This is a genomic window from Actinotalea lenta, from assembly GCF_030586465.1.
Classification (GTDB): domain Bacteria; phylum Actinomycetota; class Actinomycetes; order Actinomycetales; family Cellulomonadaceae; genus Actinotalea; species Actinotalea lenta.
In genome coordinates this window covers 2,143,188-2,162,933 of sequence record NZ_JAUQYP010000001.1, presented here as the reverse complement: position 1 = coordinate 2,162,933, position 19,746 = coordinate 2,143,188, and the positions used below count along the sequence as shown (strand labels likewise).

General features: G+C 70.6%; 14 protein-coding genes. 7 read left to right on the top strand and 7 right to left on the bottom strand.

What is annotated here, in order from left to right:
* The first annotated feature begins 69 nt into the window (after nucleotides 1-69).
* The 6 genes from Q6348_RS10335 (at nucleotide 70) to Q6348_RS10310 (ending at nucleotide 6,276) form a co-directional block, all read left to right on the top strand.
* Nucleotides 70-1,104 (top strand): 3-oxoacyl-ACP synthase, encoded by a 1,035-nt coding sequence (locus Q6348_RS10335; protein WP_304601210.1) that lies wholly within the window; start codon nucleotides 70-72, stop codon nucleotides 1,102-1,104.
* The gene (locus Q6348_RS10330) at nucleotides 1,104-2,456 is read left to right on the top strand and encodes an acetyl-CoA hydrolase/transferase family protein (RefSeq protein ID WP_304601209.1); all 1,353 of its coding nucleotides are present in this window, start codon (nucleotides 1,104-1,106) and stop codon (nucleotides 2,454-2,456) included. The genes Q6348_RS10335 and Q6348_RS10330 overlap by 1 nt, the downstream gene beginning before the upstream one ends.
* Before the next feature lie 2 nt (nucleotides 2,457-2,458).
* Nucleotides 2,459-3,277 carry an alpha/beta fold hydrolase gene (locus Q6348_RS10325; RefSeq protein WP_304601208.1) on the top strand — a complete coding sequence of 273 codons (819 nt, stop codon included), beginning with the start codon at nucleotides 2,459-2,461 and terminating at the stop codon, nucleotides 3,275-3,277.
* 28 nt (nucleotides 3,278-3,305) lie between these two features.
* Complete coding sequence (locus Q6348_RS10320; protein ID WP_304601207.1) at nucleotides 3,306-4,481, top strand: acetyl-CoA C-acetyltransferase; 1,176 nt, start codon at nucleotides 3,306-3,308, stop codon at nucleotides 4,479-4,481.
* Between the two features lie 111 nt (nucleotides 4,482-4,592).
* Nucleotides 4,593-5,201, top strand: a complete 609-nt coding sequence (locus tag Q6348_RS10315) for a TetR/AcrR family transcriptional regulator (protein ID WP_304601206.1) — start codon at nucleotides 4,593-4,595, stop codon at nucleotides 5,199-5,201.
* Between the two features lie 22 nt (nucleotides 5,202-5,223).
* On the top strand, nucleotides 5,224-6,276 hold the full coding sequence (locus Q6348_RS10310) for an alpha/beta fold hydrolase (protein ID WP_304601205.1): 1,053 nt from the start codon (nucleotides 5,224-5,226) through the stop codon (nucleotides 6,274-6,276).
* Between the two features lies 1 nt (nucleotide 6,277).
* On the opposite strand, the gene Q6348_RS10305 is transcribed toward Q6348_RS10310, so the two are convergent.
* From Q6348_RS10305 to Q6348_RS10290, 4 genes are all read right to left on the bottom strand, one after another.
* Entirely contained in the window at nucleotides 6,278-6,940 is a 663-nt protein-coding gene (locus Q6348_RS10305) for a hypothetical protein (protein ID WP_304601204.1), read from the bottom strand.
* A gap of 72 nt (nucleotides 6,941-7,012) precedes the next feature.
* Entirely contained in the window at nucleotides 7,013-7,420 is a 408-nt protein-coding gene (locus Q6348_RS10300; RefSeq protein WP_304601203.1) for an OsmC family protein, read from the bottom strand.
* Between the two features lie 49 nt (nucleotides 7,421-7,469).
* Nucleotides 7,470-8,879 carry a TrkH family potassium uptake protein gene (locus tag Q6348_RS10295; RefSeq protein WP_304601202.1) on the bottom strand — a complete coding sequence of 470 codons (1,410 nt, stop codon included), beginning with the start codon at nucleotides 8,877-8,879 and terminating at the stop codon, nucleotides 7,470-7,472.
* A 93-nt stretch (nucleotides 8,880-8,972) separates the two neighbouring features.
* On the bottom strand, nucleotides 8,973-9,491 hold the full coding sequence (locus Q6348_RS10290; protein ID WP_304601201.1) for a hypothetical protein: 519 nt from the start codon (nucleotides 9,489-9,491) through the stop codon (nucleotides 8,973-8,975).
* A gap of 123 nt (nucleotides 9,492-9,614) precedes the next feature.
* On the opposite strand from Q6348_RS10290, the gene Q6348_RS10285 reads away from it, so the two are divergent.
* Entirely contained in the window at nucleotides 9,615-12,086 is a 2,472-nt protein-coding gene (locus tag Q6348_RS10285) for an FAD-dependent oxidoreductase (protein WP_304601200.1), read from the top strand.
* Nucleotides 12,087-12,139: 53 nt separating this feature from the next.
* Here Q6348_RS10285 and pyk read toward each other — a convergent pair whose 3' ends face one another.
* From pyk to gltB, 3 genes are all read right to left on the bottom strand, one after another.
* The gene (gene pyk / locus Q6348_RS10280; RefSeq protein WP_304601199.1) at nucleotides 12,140-13,549 is read right to left on the bottom strand and encodes a pyruvate kinase; all 1,410 of its coding nucleotides are present in this window, start codon (nucleotides 13,547-13,549) and stop codon (nucleotides 12,140-12,142) included.
* A 95-nt stretch (nucleotides 13,550-13,644) separates the two neighbouring features.
* Nucleotides 13,645-15,117, bottom strand: a complete 1,473-nt coding sequence (locus Q6348_RS10275) for a glutamate synthase subunit beta (RefSeq protein WP_304601198.1) — start codon at nucleotides 15,115-15,117, stop codon at nucleotides 13,645-13,647.
* A complete protein-coding gene (gltB, locus tag Q6348_RS10270) occupies nucleotides 15,110-19,654 on the bottom strand; it encodes a glutamate synthase large subunit (RefSeq protein WP_304601197.1) in 4,545 nt (1,514 codons plus the stop codon). Before gltB ends, Q6348_RS10275 begins: the two co-directional genes overlap by 8 nt.
* Between the last annotated feature and the right edge of the window lie 92 nt (nucleotides 19,655-19,746).

Here is a 19,746-nt window from a genome sequence, read left to right as displayed (position 1 = left end):
ACGCGTGCGGGCCGGGGAGCGCCCCGCGTTCCCCGGCCCGCCGCACCACCACGACTTCACGGGGCAGTGATGAACACGCAGGAGAACGTCGGCATCCTCGGCTACGGGCTGTACCTGCCCGAGCCCGTCATGACCGCGCGCGAGATCTCGGAAGCGACGGGCGGGATCTGGTCCGAGCAGGCCGTGGTCGACAAGCTCGGGATCGTCCGCAAGCCGATCCCGGGTCCCGACGACGGCACCCAGGAGATGGGGGCGCGCGCAGCGCTCGACGCGCTCGAGCGCACCGGGATCGACCCCCTCGAGATCGACGTGATCCTGAGCGTCGGCGAGGAGTGGAAGGAGTACGCGCTGACCACGTCGGCGCTGTACATCCAGGACCGCATCGGAGCCACGAATGCCTGGGGCATCGACGTGGCCAACCGTTGCTGCACGACCCTGACCGCGCTCAAGATGGCCAAGGACATGCTCCTGGCCGACGACGACATCGACACGGTCCTCGTGGCCGGCGGCTACCGCAACGGCGACTTCGTGGACTACACCGACTCCACGGCGTCGATGTTCTTCAACCTCGGCGCCGGAGGCGGCGCGTTCCTGGTCCGCAAGGGCATGGACGAGAACCTCATCCTCGGCACCCACATCGTGTCCGACGGCTCGCTCGCGCACACGGCCGGCGTGCAGATCGGCGGCATCGCGGAGCCCTTCACCGCCACCACCGTCGACGAGGGCTACCGCTCGCTGCGTCTGATGGATCCGGTGCGGATGAAGGAGCGGCTCAACGCGACCAGCCTGCCCACCTGGTACACGTGCATCGACGAGAGCCTGCGCAAGAGCGGCGGCCTGTCCCGCACGGACATCGACTACCTCGGCGTCCTGCACTTCAAGCGCAGCCAGCACGTGGCGATGCTCGCCGAGCTCGGCCTGACGCCGAACCAGACCACCTATCTCGAGGACTACGGCCACATCGGACAGGTCGACCAGATGCTCACCCTCCACCTGGGGCTGGCGAGCGGGAAGATCACCGACGGTTCGCTCGTGGCCCTCATCGCGGCCGGTATCGGCTACGTGTGGGCCGCCACGTGCATCCGCTGGGGAAAGGTCGCGTGATGGTCGACTACCGCTCCAAGCTCATCACCGTCGACCAAGCGCTGGACCTCGTGCGTGACGGCGACAACATCACGGTCGGTCTGGGCGCCAACGAGCCTCCGGCCTTCCTGAGCAGCCTGCACCGGATCGCCGATCGGGTCAGCGACGTCACCATCACGGACTGCCTGCCCACCGTGATGGGTGAGTACCTGTCCGAGGAGAACATCCGTTCCTCGTTCTCCATCGACTGCTGGTTCTCCACGCCGCCGCTGCGCAAGCTGGCCGGCACCGGCCGGGTGAGCTTCATCCCCAACCACCTGCACCTGGCGGGGACCAAGCGCAACGCCCACAAGCGATCCCGGATGCTGATCTCGCTGGCCTCGATGCCCGAGGCCGACGGGCGCACCCGGTTCGCCGCCGGCAACACCTACGAGGAGATGATCGGCCGGGACGCGGACCTGCGCATCGTCGAGATCAGCCCGAACGCCCCGCACTGCTACGGGCAGAACTACCTGGACTGGGACTCCATCGACTACGTCATCGAGTCCGACGGGTGGCCCGGCACCATCCCCGTTGTCGCACCCAACGACCGCGACCTCGTCATCGGCCGGTACATCGCAGACCTCGTCGACGACGGCGACTGCATCCAGGTGGGGATAGGCGGCATCCCGAACGCGGTGTGCGGCTACCTCATGGAGAAGAAGGACCTCGGCATCCACACCGAGATGATGACCACCGGGATCATGGACCTGATGAAGGCCGGCGTGGTGACCGGCGCCCGCAAGCAGGTCGACGTCGGCAAGGCCGTGTTCGCCTTCGCGCTCGGCAGCGCGGAGATGTACGAGTTCATCGACCGGAACCCGGACTGCTGGACCGGCCGCGGCGAGGAGGTCAACAACCCCTGGCTCATCGCCCGCAACGACAACCAGGTCAGCATCAACACCAGCATCGAGATCGACCTGACCGGGCAGTGCTGCTCGGAGTCGATCGGCACCCAGCAGATCTCGGGAACGGGCGGCCAGTCCGACACCGCGACCGGGGCGCAGCGCTCGCGCAACGGCCGGTCGATCATCGCGCTGTACTCCACCGTGGAGAAGACCGACCGGGTGACCGGGGAGAAGCAGGTCATCTCCAAGATCGTGCCGACCCTGCGCCCGGGTGCGGCAGTCTCGCTGTCGCGCAACGACGTGGACTGGGTCGTGACCGAGTACGGCGCGGTCAGCCTGCGCGGCACGACGATCGCCGAGCGGGTCGAGCGGCTGATCTCGATCGCGCACCCCGACTTCCGCGAACAGCTGCACGCGGAGGCGGTGCGGTGCGGGTACGTCTCGGTGGCGCCTTCGGTGGCCCGCGCAGCGGTGGTGGGGCGGTAACGATGCCTTGCTTCGAGCTCGACGGCACGACGATCCACTACGAGGACCATGGCGAGGGTGAGCCCCTGGTGGTGCTCAACGGCATCTTCATGTCGTGCGCCTCCTGGCAGGCCTTCGTGCCGTCGTTCTCGGCGCGCAACCGGCTCCTGCTGCTCGACCTGGTCGACCAGGGCGCCAGCGGCACGGTCGACCACGAGTACACCCAGGAGCTCCAGGAGCGGGTCGTGCTCGCGTTCCTGGACCACCTGGGCCTGGCCGACGCCCACCTGTGCGGAGTCAGCTATGGCGGCGAGGTCGCGCTGCGCGTCGCGACGCGTCACCCCGACCGGGTCCGCAAGCTCGTGCTCGCCAACACCACTGCTCACACCTCGCCGTGGCTGTACGACATCGGCAAGTCCTGGGAGCGCGCCATGGCCTCGCACGACGGCCACGTGTTCTTCACGACGTGCATCCCGGTGGTCTACTCCCCCGGCTTCTACGAGGCGAACCACGACTGGATCGCGGCGCGCGAGGAGTTCTTCGTCCGGGTCTTCACGCCCGAGGTCTACGACGCGTTCGCGAGGCTGACCCGCAGCGCCGAGACCCACGACGAGCGCGCGCGGCTGGCCGAGGTCACCGCACCCACCCTGGTCATCAGCTCCGAGCACGACCATGTCACGCCCCTGGTCAACCAGACCGAGCTCGTCGCGGGCATCCCGGGCGCGGCGCACGTCATGATCCAGGGCGCGGGCCACGCCGCGATGTACGAGAAGCCGACCGAGTTCACCGCACTCGTCCTGGGCTTCGTCAACCACCAGACCACCGGCATCGCGATCTCGTGACGCCTGCGCCCCGACGGAGGGACCTGACATGACCGACCTCTACCTCGTCTCCGCGTGCCGGACTGCCATCGGCAGCTTCGGAGGCAGCCTCAAGGACGTCCCGCCAGCCACGCTCGGCACCATCGTGGTGGCGGAGGCCCTGGCGCGGGCCGGCGTCGCCCCGGATCAGGTCGACGAGGTCCTCCTGGGTTGCATCCTCACGGCGGGCGCCGGGCAGAACGTCGCCCGGCAGGCCGCGATCGGCGCCGGCATCCCGGCCGAGGTGACGGCGACGACGGTGAACATGCTGTGCGGGTCGGGCATGAAGACGATCGTCGAGGGGGCTCGGGCGATCCTGGCCGGGGACGCCCATGTCGTCGTGGTGGGCGGCACCGAGAACATGTCGGCGGCGCCGTACGTGGTCCCTGCCGCCCGCTGGGGTGCCCGGATGGGCGACGCGAGCATGCGTGACACGATGCTCACCGACGGGCTCACCGACGCCTTCAGCGGCGACCACATGGGCGTCACGGCGGAGAACGTCGCCCAGCGGTGGGGCATCAGCCGCGACCGGATGGACGCCTTCGCGCTCGAGTCCCAGTCCAAGGCGGCGGCTGCCGTCGCGGCGGGCCGGTTCGCCGAGGAGATCGTCCCGGTCCCGGTCCGGGTCAGGCGCGAGACGGTGGAGTTCGCGGTCGACGAGTACCCCCGGTCCACGACCGCGGAGGCGCTGGCGAGTCTCCGGCCGGCGTTCATGAAGGACGGCACGGTGACGGCCGGGTCGGCCTCCGGGATCAACGACGGGGCGGCGGCGCTGGTGCTCGCCAGCGGTGAGGCCGTGGCCGAGCTGGGACTCACCCCGATGGTCAAACTCATCGGGTGGGGTCAGGCCGGTGTCGACCCGGCGATCATGGGGGTCGGCCCGATCGAGGCGACGCGCCGCGCCCTGGCCAGGGCGAACCTCGCGGTCGACGACCTCGATCTGGTCGAGGCGAACGAGGCGTTCGCGGCCCAGGCCCTGGCCGTCGGCGGCGACCTCGGCTGGGACTGGGACCGCGTGAACGTCAACGGCGGCGCCATCGCCCTGGGTCACCCGATCGGCGCCTCGGGCGCGCGCATCGTGGTCACCCTGGTGCACGAGATGGCGCGACGGGGTTCGCGGTACGGACTCGCGACCCTGTGCATCGGCGGCGGGATGGGCATCGCCTCCGTGTACGAGGCATGCTGACCGGCGCCGGCGGCCCGTGCACCATACTGTCCCCTGCACTCATCGGAGCAGGCGGCCGACGGCGCCGGGCCGGTGAGTCGCTCCCCACGGACCACGCCGAGGCAGGATTCGATGCCCACTCAGACGTTCCTCAACCTCCCTGCCGCCAAGCAGGAGACGGTGATCGCGGCTGCGATCGACGAGTTCAGCAAGAGGAACGTCGAGGAGGCCAAGCTCTCGAACATCGTCCGGGCGGCCGGAATCCCGCGGGGCAGCATCTACCAGTACTTCGAGACCAAGGAAGACCTCTACGTCTACGTCTTCGAGCGACTCCGCGAGGAGCGCCGGGAGTACACCAAACCGGCCTTCGAGCACTACCTCACGAGCCCGTTCCTGACGTTCTTCGAGCACTTCTACGCGATGGACACCGAGTTCCTCGCGCGCCACCCGCTGCACATCCAGATGGGCAAGGTGATGTACAGCCACGCCTCCGGCGTCTCGCTGAGCCTGATCCGCGCGATCAAGACCCGCTACCGGGACCTCTTCCTGCTCGCTATCGAGCGTGACCAGGACAACGGCACGATCCGCCCCGACGTCGACAGCTCGGTGCTGGCGGACCTGTGCGTGCACTTCATGACCGACATCTTCATCTTCCAGAACCTCACGGACCGCATGACGTTGCCCGACATGCGCGACCACCTGCGCGGCACGATCGAGCTCATCCGACGCGGCGTGGAGTGAGGCGACCAGCCCAGGAGGAGCAATGGCGCTCGAACCCGGCATCACGGCCCGCACCGTACCCACGACGCGGCTCTCGGTGAACGTCCTCGAACGGACGGACGACGACCCATCCACCCCCGATGACCGAACCGTCGTCCTGGTCCACGGCAACGTCTCGTCCGCGCTGTTCTGGCAGGAGATCATGCTCGCCCTGCCCGAGGACCTGCGGGTGCTGGCCGTCGACCTGCGCGGCTTCGGGGAGACCGAGGCCCTGCCCGTGGATGCCTCGCGTGGGTGCCGGGACTACAGCGACGACATCCACGCGACGCTCGAGGCGCTCGGCTGCGGGCCGGTCCACCTGGTCGGATGGTCCCTCGGCGGCGGGGTGGTCATGCAGTACGCGCTCGACCACCCGGTGCTCAGCCTCACGCTCCAGGCCCCGGTCTCCCCGTACGGTTTCGGCGGGACGCGCCGGGACGGCACCCTGCTGACCCAGGACGGCGCGGGCACCGGGGGCGGCGGCGCGAACCCGGACTTCGTGCAGCGCATCATCGACCGCGACACCTCGGCCGACGCACCCACCTCGCCGCGCAGCGTGTTCCGCAGCGGCTACGTCGCCCCTGGGTACACCAGCGAGCACGAGGACCTCTGGGTCGAGTCGATGCTCAGCACCGCGACCGGGGTCGACCACTATCCCGGCGACTCCGTGCCGAGCGAGAGCTGGCCGGGCTTCGCAGCAGGCACGCGAGGCGTGCTCAACACCCTGGCCCCGACGAGGTTCAGCACGGCAGGGCTGGTCGATCTCGAGGTCAAGCCCCCGATCCTGTGGATCCACGGCTCCGCCGACGCCATCGTGTCCGACGCGTCCTTCTTCGACCTCAACATGCTGGGCAAGGCGGGCCTCGTCCCCGGGTGGCCCGGCGACGAGGTGGCCCCGCCGCAGCCCATGGTGAGCCAGACCCGCGACGTGCTCGAGGCCTACGCGCGTGCGGGCGGCCGGTACACGGAGGTCCTGCTCGAGGGCGTCGGGCACAGCCCGCACCTCGAGCGGCCCGCGGAGTTCGTCGAGGCGCTCGTGTCGTGGGTGCGCGGCTGAGTCAGGCCACGGCGCCGGCCTGGACCCGCCGTGGAGCGGACCGACCCGCGAGCCTGGCGCACACCTCGATGGCGTCGGTGAGCACCTCGACCAGGAGTGCGTCGCGGCCCGGGCCGAGGTGCGAGGCCAGCACCGCCAGGGAGCGATCCACCGCAGCGCGGGAGAGGTCGTGGTACCCGGAACGCGGCACCCCGAGCGGCTCGGTCCATTCCCGGGCCCACGCTGCCGCGGCGGGGACCTGATCGAGCGCGTCGCGGGTCCCGGGACGGAGCCGGGCGCCGGTGCGGCCGTCGACAGTGGCCAGCGCACGGTCCACTGTCAGCAGACCCGCGGCCAGTGGCCCGAGCACGTCCAGGGTGCCGCCGAGCCCGATGGCACGTCGGGTGACCAGGAGCGCGATCTCGAGGTCCCACCGCACCGTGCCACCGGTCAGGCCGACGACCGCGGGGATCCACGGGGCCAGGCGCTGCCGGGCGCGATCGTCGACGACGTCGTTCACGGCCCGCGCCAGGTGTGCGAGCAGGGGGTGCGTGCAGCGCGGGTGGTCGCTCCACCGCTCACCCGCCAGCAGGCTGGCCCACTCCATGAAGCAACCGCCGTCGCGCGGCCTGCGGTGCGCACCGGGACCCAGCACCGGGAGCGATTCGGGGATCTGCGTCACCATGCGAGCCTCCTCGGGGAGAGGCCGTCAGTCTGCGCCCGGCTCCGGGCACCGGCAACCGGTGCCGTCAGGCGGTCACGCGGTGCGCATGGTGACCGGGGTCGGCGCCTCGAGGGTCCGCGAGACGGTGCACGCCTTGTCGTGCGAGACCGCCAGCGCCCGAGGGAGGATCGTCCGGGCCACGTCCCCGTCCGGGCCGGGCGGGAACGCGACGTCGAACGTCACGACGACGTCCGCGAGGCGGTTGCCGCCCTCGGTGAGCTTCTCCGCGTCCACCCGGACGGTGAACCGCTCCGGCTCGGCCCGCCGGCTCGTCGCGGTGTCGACGTCCACGGCGGCGCACCCGGCCAGGGCCGCCATCAGGAGCTCGACGGGCGACATCCCGCCGGCGCCGAAGGTGAGCTCGACCCCATCGGCGTTACGGGCCACGTAGACCCCTTCGCGCGCGCGGTCGACGGTCAGGCTGCGATGCGTGTCGGTCATGGGGTGATCGTCGCAGGTCGGCAGCGAGAAGGCGCGGTCGGCTCACGCCTCAGCCGATCAACGGTGCCCCTTCGGGCCTGCGCACCACTCGGGCGCGCTCGCGCAGCGCGAGGGAAGCGCCCAGCGTGATCGAGCCGAGCCTTCCGGCGAACATCAGCACCACCAGGAGCACCTGGTGCCACGGCACCAGGTCGGACGTGATGCCCGTCGACAGTCCCACGGTGGCCGAGGCCGACACGACCTCCACGAGGATCTGGTCCAGCGGCAGCGTCGAGGTCAGGTCGATCGCGATCGTCGGCACGATGACCGCTGCGACCCCGACGAGCGCGACCGCGGCTGCCTGACGCTGCGCGGAGGGCGCGATCCGGCGGTCGAAGAACGTCACGTCCGGGTCGCCACGCAGCTCGGACCAGATGACGGCCCCCAGCACCGCGAAGGTGGTCATCTTGATGCCGCCCGCCGTGGAGGCGCTGCCGCCCCCGATGAACATCAGCACGTCGGTGCCCAACCAGGTCCCCTGGTGGATCGCGGCCGGGTCCAGCACGGTGAATCCCGCCGTCCGGGGCATCACGCCCTGGACGAAGGCGGCCAGGAACCGCCCCGGCACGCTGAGCGCTCCGAGGGTGCCGGGGTTGTTCCACTCCGCTGCGAGGACGAAGAACATCCCCAGCGGCACGAGGATCGCGGTCATCAGCATGGTGAGCTTGGTGTGCAGGCTCCACCGTCCCGGACGGCGGTGCCTGCTCCACAGCTCGAACAGCACGGGGAACCCGAGGCCGCCGACGAGCACCGCGGCGGCGATGGGCAGACAGATCCAGGCGTCCGTGGCGTAACGCTCGAGGCTGTCCGGCCACAGCGCGAAGCCCGCGTTGTTGAACGCGGACACTGCGTGGAACACCCCCCACCAGGCGGCCCGCCCGAACGGCTGGTGGTACCCGATCATCCAGCGCACGGTCAGGATCGCCGCGACCAGGAGCTCGATCACGACCGTCACGCGCGCCACGCGGACGAGCACCGACCGGACGTCGCCCAGCCCCACCGAGCGGGTCGAGGCGGCCGCGGTCAACCGGGTCTGCAGCCCGAGGCGGCGGGACACGAGCATGGCCACCAGCGAGGCCAGCGTCATGATGCCGAACCCGCCGACCTGGATGAGGGCCAGGATGACCACCTGACCGAACCCACTCCACGCAGTGGAGGTGTGCACCACCACGAGCCCGGTCACGCACACCGCGGACGTGGCGGTGAACAGCGACGCCAGCAGGCCCGGACCGGACCCCGCGCTCGAGACGGGAAGCTCCAGCAGTGCCGTGCCCACCAGCACCGCCCCCGCGAACCCCAGGACGATGAGCTGCAGCGGCCGGCGCCGCAGGTTGCCCGAGATCCCGAGCCGGGCGCCCTCCCCGGTCCACAGTCGCGCCATCGTCCCGCTACGCGGCACGGGCCGTTCGGGTGTACCCACGGACAGTCCTCCCGGCGCGAGGGGTTTCGGGCACCCCATCGTGGCGCGGGTTCACGCGCTCGGCACGTCCGCGACGCGCGTGCGGCGAGAGCGTCAGCCGCGTGTCGATGCGGGCAGGGCGCACGACTCGCTCGTCGCGAGCCGCTTCACCAGGGCCCACGACAGCAGGCCGACAGCGAGCACGGCCAACCATGGCTGGACCGGGGCGAACCACTGGATCGCACCGGTGTAGCCGAGCGCGAGGAGGGCCAGCTTGTTGCACACCGGGCAGCCCACCGCGAGGAAGGTCAGGAAGCCGCCGAGCGCACCGGCGCGGCCCTCCTTCGTCGCCTCCGCCCGCTCGTCGGCCGACCGTACATACGTGGCGAACAGCAACCCGGAGAGCACTGCCGTGAGCAGGAGCGCCGGCCACGCCCACAGCGTCACTGCGATCTCCCGGCCGAAGATCGGGGTCGGGATCATCGCGGTCGGCACCGCGACCACGAGTACCGTGATCAGTGCGGTCACCACCGCGGTGAGGTAGCGGCGCAGTGGCCAGCCCCGCAGGGCGGCGAGGGCCGCGATCACGGTGCCGAGAGTCCGGGACCGGGGGCCCAGCGTGCGCATCTGCATACCCCCTACGGTATATGGCAACGGGGTGGCCGACCACCCTGGCTTCCGCTCCACCGTGGGTGCGCGACAGCCCCCCGGGGGTCTCCGTGCGCCACGTCCGACCACGGAAAGAGGACCCCTGCCATGAAGATCGTTGTCGTCGGTGGTGTCGCTGCCGGCATGTCGATCGCGGCCCGCGCCCGGCGCCTGGACGAGTTCGCCGACATCGTCGTGTTCGAACGCGGTCGTCACGTCTCGTTCGCGAACTGCGGCCTGCCCTACCACATCGGCCAGACCATCAAGGACCGCTCCCGCCTGCTCCTCCAGACCCCCGAGTCCCTGCACGAGACGCTCGACATCGACGTCCGGACCGGCGTCGAGGTCGTCGCGATCGACCGCAAGACCAAGACGGTCCGGGCCCGTGTGGTCGACACCGGTGAGGAGTACGACGAGCCGTACGAAGCCCTCGCCCTCGCGCCCGGGGCCGCCCCCGTCCGGCCACCGCTGCCGGGCATCGAGCTGGACTCCGTGCACGTGCTCCGCCGGATCGGCGACATGGACGCCATCAAGGCCGCCGTCGACGGTGAGGGCGACAAGGCGCGCACCGGCGGGGTCAGGCACGCCGTCGTGATCGGCGCCGGGTACATCGGCCTGGAGATGGCCGAGAACCTGCACGAGCGCGGCGTCACGGTCGAGGTCGTCGAGATGGCCGACCAGATCGTGCCACCGCTCGACCACGAGATGACCCGGGCGATGGAGAAGTACCTCCAAGGCCACGGCATCACGCTGCACCTCAGCACGGCGGCCGCGGCCTTCACGCGCAAGTCGAACGGACGCACCCAGGTCGAGCTGAAGAACAACACCTTCATCGAGACCGACATGGTGATCATGGCGGCCGGCGTGCGCCCGAGCGCTGAGCTGGCCGTTGCGGCGGGCCTCGAGATCGGGCCGCGCGGCGGCGTCGTCGTCGACGACCACATGCGCACGTCCGACCCGAGCATCTGGGCGGCCGGCGACGTGGTCGAGGTGCGGCACACGGTGCTGCCGGACAGCTGGCTCGTCCCCCTGGCCGGTCCGGCCAACCGCCAGGGCCGGGTTGCGGCGGAGAACATCTGCGGGCGCGACACGACCTTCGACTCCGTGCAAGGCACCAGCGTCGTCAAGGTGTTCGACATGGTCGCCGGCGGTACCGGCGCCTCCGAGAAGCAGCTGGTGGCCGCCGGGGTGCCGTTCCGCACCGTCAGCACCCACCCGCACGGTCACGCCGGGTACTACCCCGGCACGGCGATGATGCACGTCAAGGTGCTGTTCTCCCCCGACGACGGGGCGATCCTGGGCGCGCAGGTGGCCGGGTTCGACGGTGTGGACAAGCGCCTGGACGTGTTCGCCACCGCGATCCGGGCAGGCATGACGGTGCACGACCTCGAGCACCTCGAGCTCGCCTACGCACCACCGTTCGGCTCGGCCAAGGACCCCGTGAACATGGCCGGCTTCGTCGCATCCAACGTGCTGCGCGGGGACCTTCAGCTCTGGTATGCCGAGGACTACCCGCAGGCCACCGACGGCTCCCGGCTCATCGACGTACGGGGGCCCGACGAGTTCGCGATCTGGCACATCCCCGGTGCCGAGAACGTCCCGCTCAAGACCCTGCGCACCGCTCAGGAGGGCTGGGACAAGGACACCCCGATCCGGCTCTACTGCGCGGTCGGGTTCCGCAGCTACCTCGCCTACCGATCGCTGGTCCAGCGGGGGTTCACCGACGTCAAGACGCTGTCCGGCGGCTCGACCACGTTCCGCGCGTTCCACGACGTCGACCCGACGGTGATGGAGTCCAGCACGCCGATGATCTCCTACGCCGAGGAGGCCAGCGGCCCGACCGCCGGTCCCACCGGCGTCGTCGTCGACCTGGACTGCACCGGCCTGGCCTGCCCTGGCCCGATCATGCGGCTGACCAAGACGATGCTGACCATGGCTCCCGGCGACGAGGTGCTCGCGCACGTGTCCGACCCGGGTTTCGCCCTCGACGCACCCGCGTGGGCACAGCGCAACGGCCACCAGCTGGTCGAGATCAAGCCCGAGGGTCCCGGCTTCGCCGCACGGTTCCGCAAGGGCGGCCCACTCCTGGGCGGCGCCGCGGCACGCATCAAGGACAAGAAGTCGTTCGTCGTCTTCTCCGGGGACCTCGACAAGCTGCTCGCAGCGTTCATCATCGCCAACGGCGCGGTGGCGATGGGCGACGAGGTCTCGATGTTCTTCACGTTCTGGGGCCTGAACGCACTCAAGCGCCCGGACGCCCCGAAGGCGGAGAAGTCCACGCTCGAACGGGCCTTCGGCGTGATGATGCCGTCCGGCCCGGACTCGATGCCGCTGTCGACCATGAACATGCTCGGTGGCGGCCCGGCGATGATCAAGAAGGTCATGCGGGACCACAACGTGCCGAGCCTGACCGAGCTGATCGGCGCCGCGAAGGCGTCCGGCGTCCGGATGGTCGCGTGCACGATGACCATGGACCTGCTCGGGATCCGCGAGGAGGATCTCATCGACGGCGTCGAGCTCGGCGGCGTCGCGACCTTCCTCGGCGAGGCCAACGAGTCCAACGGTCGGTTCTTCATCTAGCCGACCTGCGACGAGGGCCCCGGGCACGTGCCCGGGGCCCTCGTCCAGCCGGATCAGCTGCCGACGCGGTGCACCAGCAGGGAGTTCGTGGTCCCGGGGATGCCCACCGGGGCGCCGAACACGATGATCACCAGGTCACCGGCCTGCGCGAGCCCGTGCTGCCGCAGCGTCTGGTTGACCTGGACCACCATGGCGTCGGTGTGCGCGACCGTCTCGACCTGGTAGGTCTGCACGCCCCACGTCAGCGCGAGCTGGTTGCGCACACCCTCGTCCGGGGTGAGCGCGAGCATCGGGATCTGGGACCGGAGCCGCGACACCCGGCGGGCCGTGTCACCCGACTGCGTGAACGTCACCAGGTACTTCACCCCGAGCGTCTCACCGACGTCGGCGGCGGCGTGCGTGATGGCCCCCGACCGCGTCTTGGGGCTCCAGCCCAGCGGCGCGATCCGGTCAGCGCCGTGCGTCTCGGTGGAGTCGATGATCCGCGCCATGGTCCGCACGGCCTCGATGGGGTAGTCCCCCACACTCGTCTCACCCGAGAGCATCACGGCGTCCGCACCGTCCAGGACCGCGTTCGCGCAGTCCGAGGCCTCGGCCCGGGTCGGCCGCGGCGCTGAGATCATCGACTCGAGCACCTGGGTCGCCACGATGACCGGCTTCGCCGAGCGGCGGGCGAGCTCGATCGCGCGCTTCTGGACGAGCGGGACCTGCTCGAGCGGGAGCTCGACGCCCAGGTCACCCCGGGCGACCATGATGCCGTCGAACGCGTCGACGATCTCGGCGAGGTTGTCGACGGCCTGCGGCTTCTCGATCTTGGCGAGCACCGGCACCTTGCGGTGCTCCTCGGCCATGATCAGTGCGACGTCGTCGTAGTCCGCGGCCGACCGGACGAAGGACAGCGCGATGAAGTCCGCGCCCTGCGCCAGACCCCAGCGCAGGTCCTCCTTGTCCTTCTCCGACAGCGCCGGGACACTCACCGCGACGCCGGGCAGGTTCAGGCCCTTGTTGTTCGACACCGGCCCCGGGACCTCGACCTTGGTCACCACGCGGGGACCGTCGACCTCGATGATTCGGACCGCGACGCGGCCGTCGTCGATGAGGATCCGGTCACCCACCCGGGCGTCGCCGGGCAGACCCTTGTAGGTCGTGGAGACGAGCTCCTTGGTGCCGGGGACGTCCTCGGTGGTGATGGTGAAGATGTCGTCCACGGCGAGCTCGTGCTTGCCCTCGACGAACCGGCCGAGCCGGATCTTCGGACCCTGGAGGTCGACGAGCACGGCCACCGCGCGACCGGCCGCCTTCGCGGCGGCCCGGACCTCGCGGATGAGCTCTGCGTGCTCCTCGGCCTCACCGTGGCTGCGGTTGATCCGCGCCACGTCCATGCCCGCGTCCACCAGGGCCTGGATCTTCTCTGGGGTTCCCGTCGCGGGACCCAACGTGCACACGATCTTTGCTCTACGCATGGTCTTCAGCCTATGCCCTCAATCATGGGACCTTTTGCATGCTGCGCGCGGCGCACGCAGTGTTCACCCGCCCGACCACACGAGGTCAGGACGTCTCAGACGCGCAACGGCCGGTCGGTCGGGTCGATCGGACGGTGCAGCTCGGTGGACCCCCGCAACCAGGCGTCCACCCCGGCCGCCGCGGCACGACCCTCAGCTATCGCCCACACGATGAGCGACTGCCCGCGTCCCGCGTCGCCGGCCACGAACATGCCGGGGACCGACGTCGCGAAGTCGTCACCACGCGCCACCGTACCCATGCCGGTGAGGTCCGCGCCGGTCTGCTCGACCAGCGTGGCGGTCTCGGGCCCCGTGAACCCCATCGCGAGCAGCACGAGGTCCGCGGGGATCTCCTGCTCGGTGCCCTCGACCGGCACGAACCGGCCGTCCGTGTCGCGCTCCACGTTCGCGAGGCGCAGCGCGCGCACGTGGCCGTCCTCGCCGACGAGCTCGGTGGTCGACGCGCGGTACTCCCGCGTGCCCCCCTCCTCGTGCGAGGTCGAGACCTTGAACGTCATCGGGTAGGTGGGCCACGGCTGGTTCTCGGGCCGGTCGACGGGCGGCTGGTCGACGATCTCCAGCGAGGTCACGGAGGCCGCCCCGTGCCGCAGCGAGGTGCCCACGCAGTCCGAACCCGTGTCGCCACCGCCGATCACCACGACGTGCTTGCCGGTCGCGGTGATCTGGTCGGGCACGTCGTCGCCGGCTCGCACCTTGTTGTTCTGGGTGAGGAACCGGACCGCCGGCACCACACCCTCCAGGTCGGACCCCGGAACGGTGAGGAGCCGAGGCGTCGTGGAACCGACCGTGACGAGCACGGCGTCGTACCGCGCCAGCAGCTCGGTCCACGTGATGTCCGTGCCGACCTCGACCCCCGTACGGAACCGGGTGCCCTCGGCCTCCATCTGCGCGATGCGTCGGTCGATCAGCCGCTTCTCGAGCTTGAAGTCCGGCACCCCGTAGCGCAGCAGGCCGCCGATGCGGTCGGCGCGCTCGAACACGGCCACGGTGTGCCCCGCCCGCGTGAGCTGCTGTGCAGCCGCCAGGCCGGACGGGCCCGACCCCACGACCGCCACCGTCTGCCCGGTGAGGAAGTACGGCACCTGGGGCGTGATCAGCCCGCGGGCGAACGCCTCCTCGACGATCGTGATCTCCATGTTCTTGATCGTCACCGGCGGCTCGTTGATGCCGAGCACGCAGGCCGTCTCGCACGGAGCCGGGCAGATCTTCCCGGTGAACTCCGGGAAGTTGTTCGTGGCGTGCAGGCGGTCGCTCGCCTCCGCCCACTGCCCGGACCACACGAGGTGGTTCCACTCTGGGATCAGGTTGCCGAGCGGACAGCCCTGGTGGCAGAACGGGATGCCGCAGTCCATGCACCGGCCGGCCTGGCGCTGGACCATGGCGATCTCGTCCGCGGACCGGGTCCGCTCGGCGACGACGTCCCGGTAGTCCTTCAGGCGGACGGGAACGGGGCGGTGCGGCGGGAGCTCGCGCTGCCGTACCTTGAGGAAACCTCTCGGGTCAGCCACGGGACACCTCCAGGATCTTGTCCCACACCCCTGGCGCGTGGACGTCCAGGCCGTCCGCCTCCGCCTGGGCCAGTGCGGTGCGCATCCGGTCGTACTCGGTCGGCAGCACCCGGGTGAACCGGGCGAACGAGGCGGGCAGGTCCGCCAGCAGGGCGGCCGCGCGCGGCGAGCCGGTCTCCTCGGCATGCTGGCGCAGGAGCGTCTCCACGACCTCCTCGTCCGCCGGCGTGAGCGGCGTGAGCCGCAGCGCACCGGTGCTCAGGGCCGTGCCGTTCACGGCCCCCTCGCGCAGGTCCAGGACGTAGGCCACGCCGCCGGACATCCCGGCGCCGAAGTTCCGGCCGGTCGGCCCGAGGACCAGCACGGTGCCCCCCGTCATGTACTCGCAGCCGTGGTCCCCGACGCCCTCGACCACGAGGGTCGCGCCGGAGTTGCGCACACCGAAGCGCTCCCCCACGACACCACGCAGCAGCACCTGGCCCGCGGTCGCGCCGTAACCGATCACGTTGCCGGCGATGATGTCCGTCTCTCCCAGTACGGCGGCAACGTCGGGGCGGACCACGATCCGGCCGCCGGACAACCCCTTGCCGACGTAGTCGTTCGCGTCGCCGTACAACCGCAGCGTGATCCCGCGCGGCAGGAACGCCCCGAACGACTGGCCCGCCGACCCGGTGAGCGTCACGTCGATCGTCCCGTCGGGCAGGCCCGCGCCGCGGTACCGCTTGGTGACCTCGTGCCCGAGCATGGTGCCGACGGTCCGGTTCACGTTGCGGACCGGCAGGTCGATCTTCACCGGGTTGCCGTTCTCCAGCGCGTCTGCGGCCAGCTCGATGAGCTGGTTGTCCAGCGCCCGCTCCAGGCCGTGCTCCTGCGCCTTGGTGCAGTGCACGTCCGACCCGGGTCGGGGCGCGACGGCCTGGAGGACCGGTCCGAGGTCGAGGCCCGCGGCCTTCCAGTGGTCGATCGCGGCCCGCGTGTCCAAAGCCTCCACGTGCCCGACGGCCTCCTCGATCGACCGGAAGCCGAGCGCTGCGAGGTACTCGCGCACCTCGGTGGCCAGGAACTCGAAGAAGGTCTCGACGAACTCGGGCTTGCCGGTGAACCGTTCGCGCAGCTCGGGGTTCTGGGTGGCCACGCCGACGGGACAGGTGTCCAGGTGACAGACCCGCATCATGATGCAGCCGCTGACCACCAGCGGTGCGGTCGCGAACCCGAACTCCTCGGCCCCGAGCAGCGCGGCGATCACGACGTCCCGGCCGGTCTTGAGCTGGCCGTCGACCTGGACGGAGATGCGGTCGCGCAGGTCGTTGAGCACCAGGGTCTGCTGGGTCTCGGCCAGGCCGATCTCCCAGGGGGTGCCCGCATGCTTGAGCGAGGTCAGCGGGCTCGCGCCGGTGCCACCGTCGTGCCCGGAGATCAGCACGACGTCCGCGTGCGCCTTCGATACGCCGGCGGCGACCGTGCCGACCCCGAACTCGCTGACCAGCTTCACGTGGACGCGTGCCTGCGGGTTCGCGTTCTTCAGGTCGTGGATGAGCTGGGCGATGTCCTCGATCGAGTAGATGTCGTGGTGCGGCGGCGGGCTGATCAGGCCCACACCGGGCGTGGAGTGCCGGGTCTGGGCGATCCACGGGTACACCTTCTCGCCCGGCAGCTGTCCGCCCTCACCGGGCTTGGCGCCCTGTGCCATCTTGATCTGCAGGTCGGTGGCGTTGGTGAGGTACTCCGAGGTCACCCCGAAGCGCCCGGAGGCCACCTGCTTGATCGCGCTCCTGCGCTCCGGGTCGTACAGGCGCTCGGGGTCCTCTCCGCCCTCGCCCGTGTTGGACCGCGCCTTCAGGTGGTTCATCGCGATGGCGAGCGTCTGGTGCGCCTCCATCGAGATGGAGCCGTACGACATCGCCCCGGTCGAGAACCGTGTGACGATCTCGCTGACCGGCTCGACCTCCTCCAGGGGTACCGGCGGCCGCGCCCCCTCGGCGAACCGCAGGAGGCCACGCAGCGTCATGAGCCGCTCGGACTGCTCGTCCACCCGGCGCGTGTACTGCCGGAACACGTCGAGCTGACGCGTGCGTGTCGAGTGCTGGAGCCGGAACACCGTCTCGGGGTCGAACAGGTGCTCGGCACCGTCCCGCCGCCACTGGTACTCCCCGCCGACGTTCAGCCGCCGGTGCGCCTGGGGGTTGCCGGACGCCGGGTAGGCGTCGGCGTGCCGGGCGGCGACCTCGGCCGCGATCACGTCCAGGCCCACGCCACCGAGCCGGCTCGTGGTCCCGTTGAAGTACCGGTCGATGACCTCGTGGGACAGGCCGACCGCCTCGAACACCTGCGCGCCGCGGTAGGACGCGATGGTCGAGATCCCCATCTTGCTCATCACCTTGAGCACGCCCTTGCCGAGCGCCTTGATGAGGTTGGCGACCGCGTCCTGGGGCGACAGGTCCAGCGTGCCGTCCTTGGCCATCCCCTCGACGGTCTCCATCGCGAGGTACGGGTTGACCGCAGCCGCTCCGTAGCCGATCAGCAGCGCCACGTGGTGCACCTCGCGCACGTCACCGGCCTCGACCACGAGGCTCACCCGCGTGCGCGTGTGGTTGCGCAGCAGGTGGTGGTGCACCCCGCTGGACAGCAGCAGCGACGGGATCGGGGCGTGGTCGGCGTCGGAGTCGCGGTCGGAGAGCACGATGAAGTTCTTGCCGTCCGCGATCGCCCGGTCGACCTCGGCGAAGATCTCCTCGAGGCGGGCCTCGAGCGCCTGCGCGCCGCCGTCCACCTTGTACAGACCCCGCACGGTGTGCGCCCGGAACACACCGTTCAGCTCCGGGGCACGGTCGATCCGGACGATCTTGGCCAGCTCGTCGTTCGTCAGCACCGGGAACGGCAGCACAAGCTTGCGGGCGTGCTCGGGCAGGTCCTCGAGCAGGTTCGGCTCCGGGCCCAGCGCGCCACCGATCGAGGTGACCAGCTCCTCGCGGATCGCGTCCAACGGTGGGTTGGTCACCTGCGCGAACATCTGGGTGAAGTAGTCGAACAGCAGCCGCGGCCGGTCGGACAGCACCGCGACCGGCGTGTCCGTGCCCATGGCGCCGATCGGCTCTGCGGCCTTGGAGGCCATGGGACCGAGCAGGATCTTCAGCTCCTCCTCGGTGTAGCCGAACGCGCGCTGGCGCCGGCGCACGGATGCGAAGCTGTGGTCGACGTGCTCACGCTCGGGCAGCTCGGGCAGGAAGACCGAGTGCTTCGTGATCCACTCGGCGTAGGGCCGCTGGGCGGCGAGCTGCGCCTTGACCTCGTCGTCGGAGACGACCCGCCCCTGCCCGGTGTCCACCAGGAACATCCGCCCGGGCTCGAGCCGGCCCTTGCGGACCACGCTGGCCGGGTCCAGGTCGAGCACGCCGCTCTCGCTGGCGAGCACGACCAGACCGTCGTCGGTGATCCAGTAGCGACCGGGTCGCAGGCCGTTGCGGTCCAGCACCGCACCGATCACGGTGCCGTCGGTGAAGGCCATCGCCGCCGGACCGTCCCAGGGCTCCATCAGGGTCGAGTGGTACTGGTAGAAGGCGCGACGGTCCGGGTCCATCTCGGCGTGGTTCTCCCACGCCTCCGGGATCATCATGAGCATCGCGTGCGGCAACGAGCGCCCGGCCAGGTGGAGCAGCTCGAGCACCTCGTCGAACGTCGCCGAGTCCGAGGCGTCCGGCGTGCACACCGGCATCAGCGGACCCAGGTCCCCGAGCACGTCGCTGCGCAGGGTGGACTGGCGCGCGGCCATCCAGTTCCGGTTCCCGCGCAGGGTGTTGATCTCCCCGTTGTGCGCCAGGTTGCGGAACGGCTGGGCCAGCGGCCACGACGGGAACGTGTTCGTGGAGAACCGTGAGTGCACCAGCGCGATCTCCGACGCGTACCGCGGGTCGGACAGGTCCGCGAAGAAGGGCTCCAGCTGCCCCGTGGTCAACATGCCCTTGTAGGTGATGGTCCGCGCGGACAGCGACGCGAAGTACAGGCCGAGCTCGTGCTCGGCGCGCTTGCGCACCCGGAACGTGCGGCGGTCGAGGTCGATGCCCGCGAGCCGTCGACTCGGGTCGCCGAGGAAGATCTGCCGGAAGACCGGCATGGTCGAGCGCGCGATGGACCCGACCAGGTCTGGCGTCACCGGGACGTCCCGCCACGTCAGGACCTCCAGGCCCTCCGCGACGACGATCGCCTCGAGGCCCTTCTCGGTGCGGGCGCGCTCGGCGGGATCGGTGGGCAGGAAGGCCGTGCCGACGGCGTACTCACCGGCCGGCGGCAGCTCCACGTGCACGACGTCGCGCAGGAAGGCGTCCGGGATCTGGGTGAGGATGCCGGCACCGTCACCCGTGTCGGTCTCCGCGCCCACCGCGCCGCGGTGGTCCAGGTTCAGCAGCGCCGTCAGGCCGGCGTCGACGATGTCGCGCCCAGGGGTGCCGCGCAGGGTCGCCACGAAGGCGACACCGCAGTTGTCATGCTCGGCCGTCGGGTCGTACAGACCCGTGGGCACCTCATGGAGCGGCCGGCTCATCTGCACCGTCCTCGATACGGCCCGGGCGCACCCGGGGACGTGGTCAGCAAACTGTCCTGAGGGCGTCGTCGCCCGGATCGCGGCGACGATAC

Bases quoted from the DNA above. Each gene is read 5' to 3' on its own strand.
- Q6348_RS10335 (WP_304601210.1), top strand. From the start codon at position 70: ATGAACACGCAGGAGAACGTCGGCATCCTCGGCTACGGGCTGTACCTG.
- Q6348_RS10330 (WP_304601209.1), top strand. From the start codon at position 1,104: ATGGTCGACTACCGCTCCAAGCTCATCACCGTCGACCAAGCGCTGGAC.
- Q6348_RS10325 (WP_304601208.1), top strand. From the start codon at position 2,459: ATGCCTTGCTTCGAGCTCGACGGCACGACGATCCACTACGAGGACCAT.
- Q6348_RS10320 (WP_304601207.1), top strand. From the start codon at position 3,306: ATGACCGACCTCTACCTCGTCTCCGCGTGCCGGACTGCCATCGGCAGC.
- Q6348_RS10315 (WP_304601206.1), top strand. From the start codon at position 4,593: ATGCCCACTCAGACGTTCCTCAACCTCCCTGCCGCCAAGCAGGAGACG.
- Q6348_RS10310 (WP_304601205.1), top strand. From the start codon at position 5,224: ATGGCGCTCGAACCCGGCATCACGGCCCGCACCGTACCCACGACGCGG.
- Q6348_RS10305 (WP_304601204.1), bottom strand. From the start codon at position 6,940: ATGGTGACGCAGATCCCCGAATCGCTCCCGGTGCTGGGTCCCGGTGCG.
- Q6348_RS10300 (WP_304601203.1), bottom strand. From the start codon at position 7,420: ATGACCGACACGCATCGCAGCCTGACCGTCGACCGCGCGCGCGAAGGG.
- Q6348_RS10290 (WP_304601201.1), bottom strand. From the start codon at position 9,491: ATGCAGATGCGCACGCTGGGCCCCCGGTCCCGGACTCTCGGCACCGTG.
- Q6348_RS10285 (WP_304601200.1), top strand. From the start codon at position 9,615: ATGAAGATCGTTGTCGTCGGTGGTGTCGCTGCCGGCATGTCGATCGCG.
- pyk (WP_304601199.1), bottom strand. From the start codon at position 13,549: ATGCGTAGAGCAAAGATCGTGTGCACGTTGGGTCCCGCGACGGGAACC.
- gltB (WP_304601197.1), bottom strand. From the start codon at position 19,654: ATGAGCCGGCCGCTCCATGAGGTGCCCACGGGTCTGTACGACCCGACG.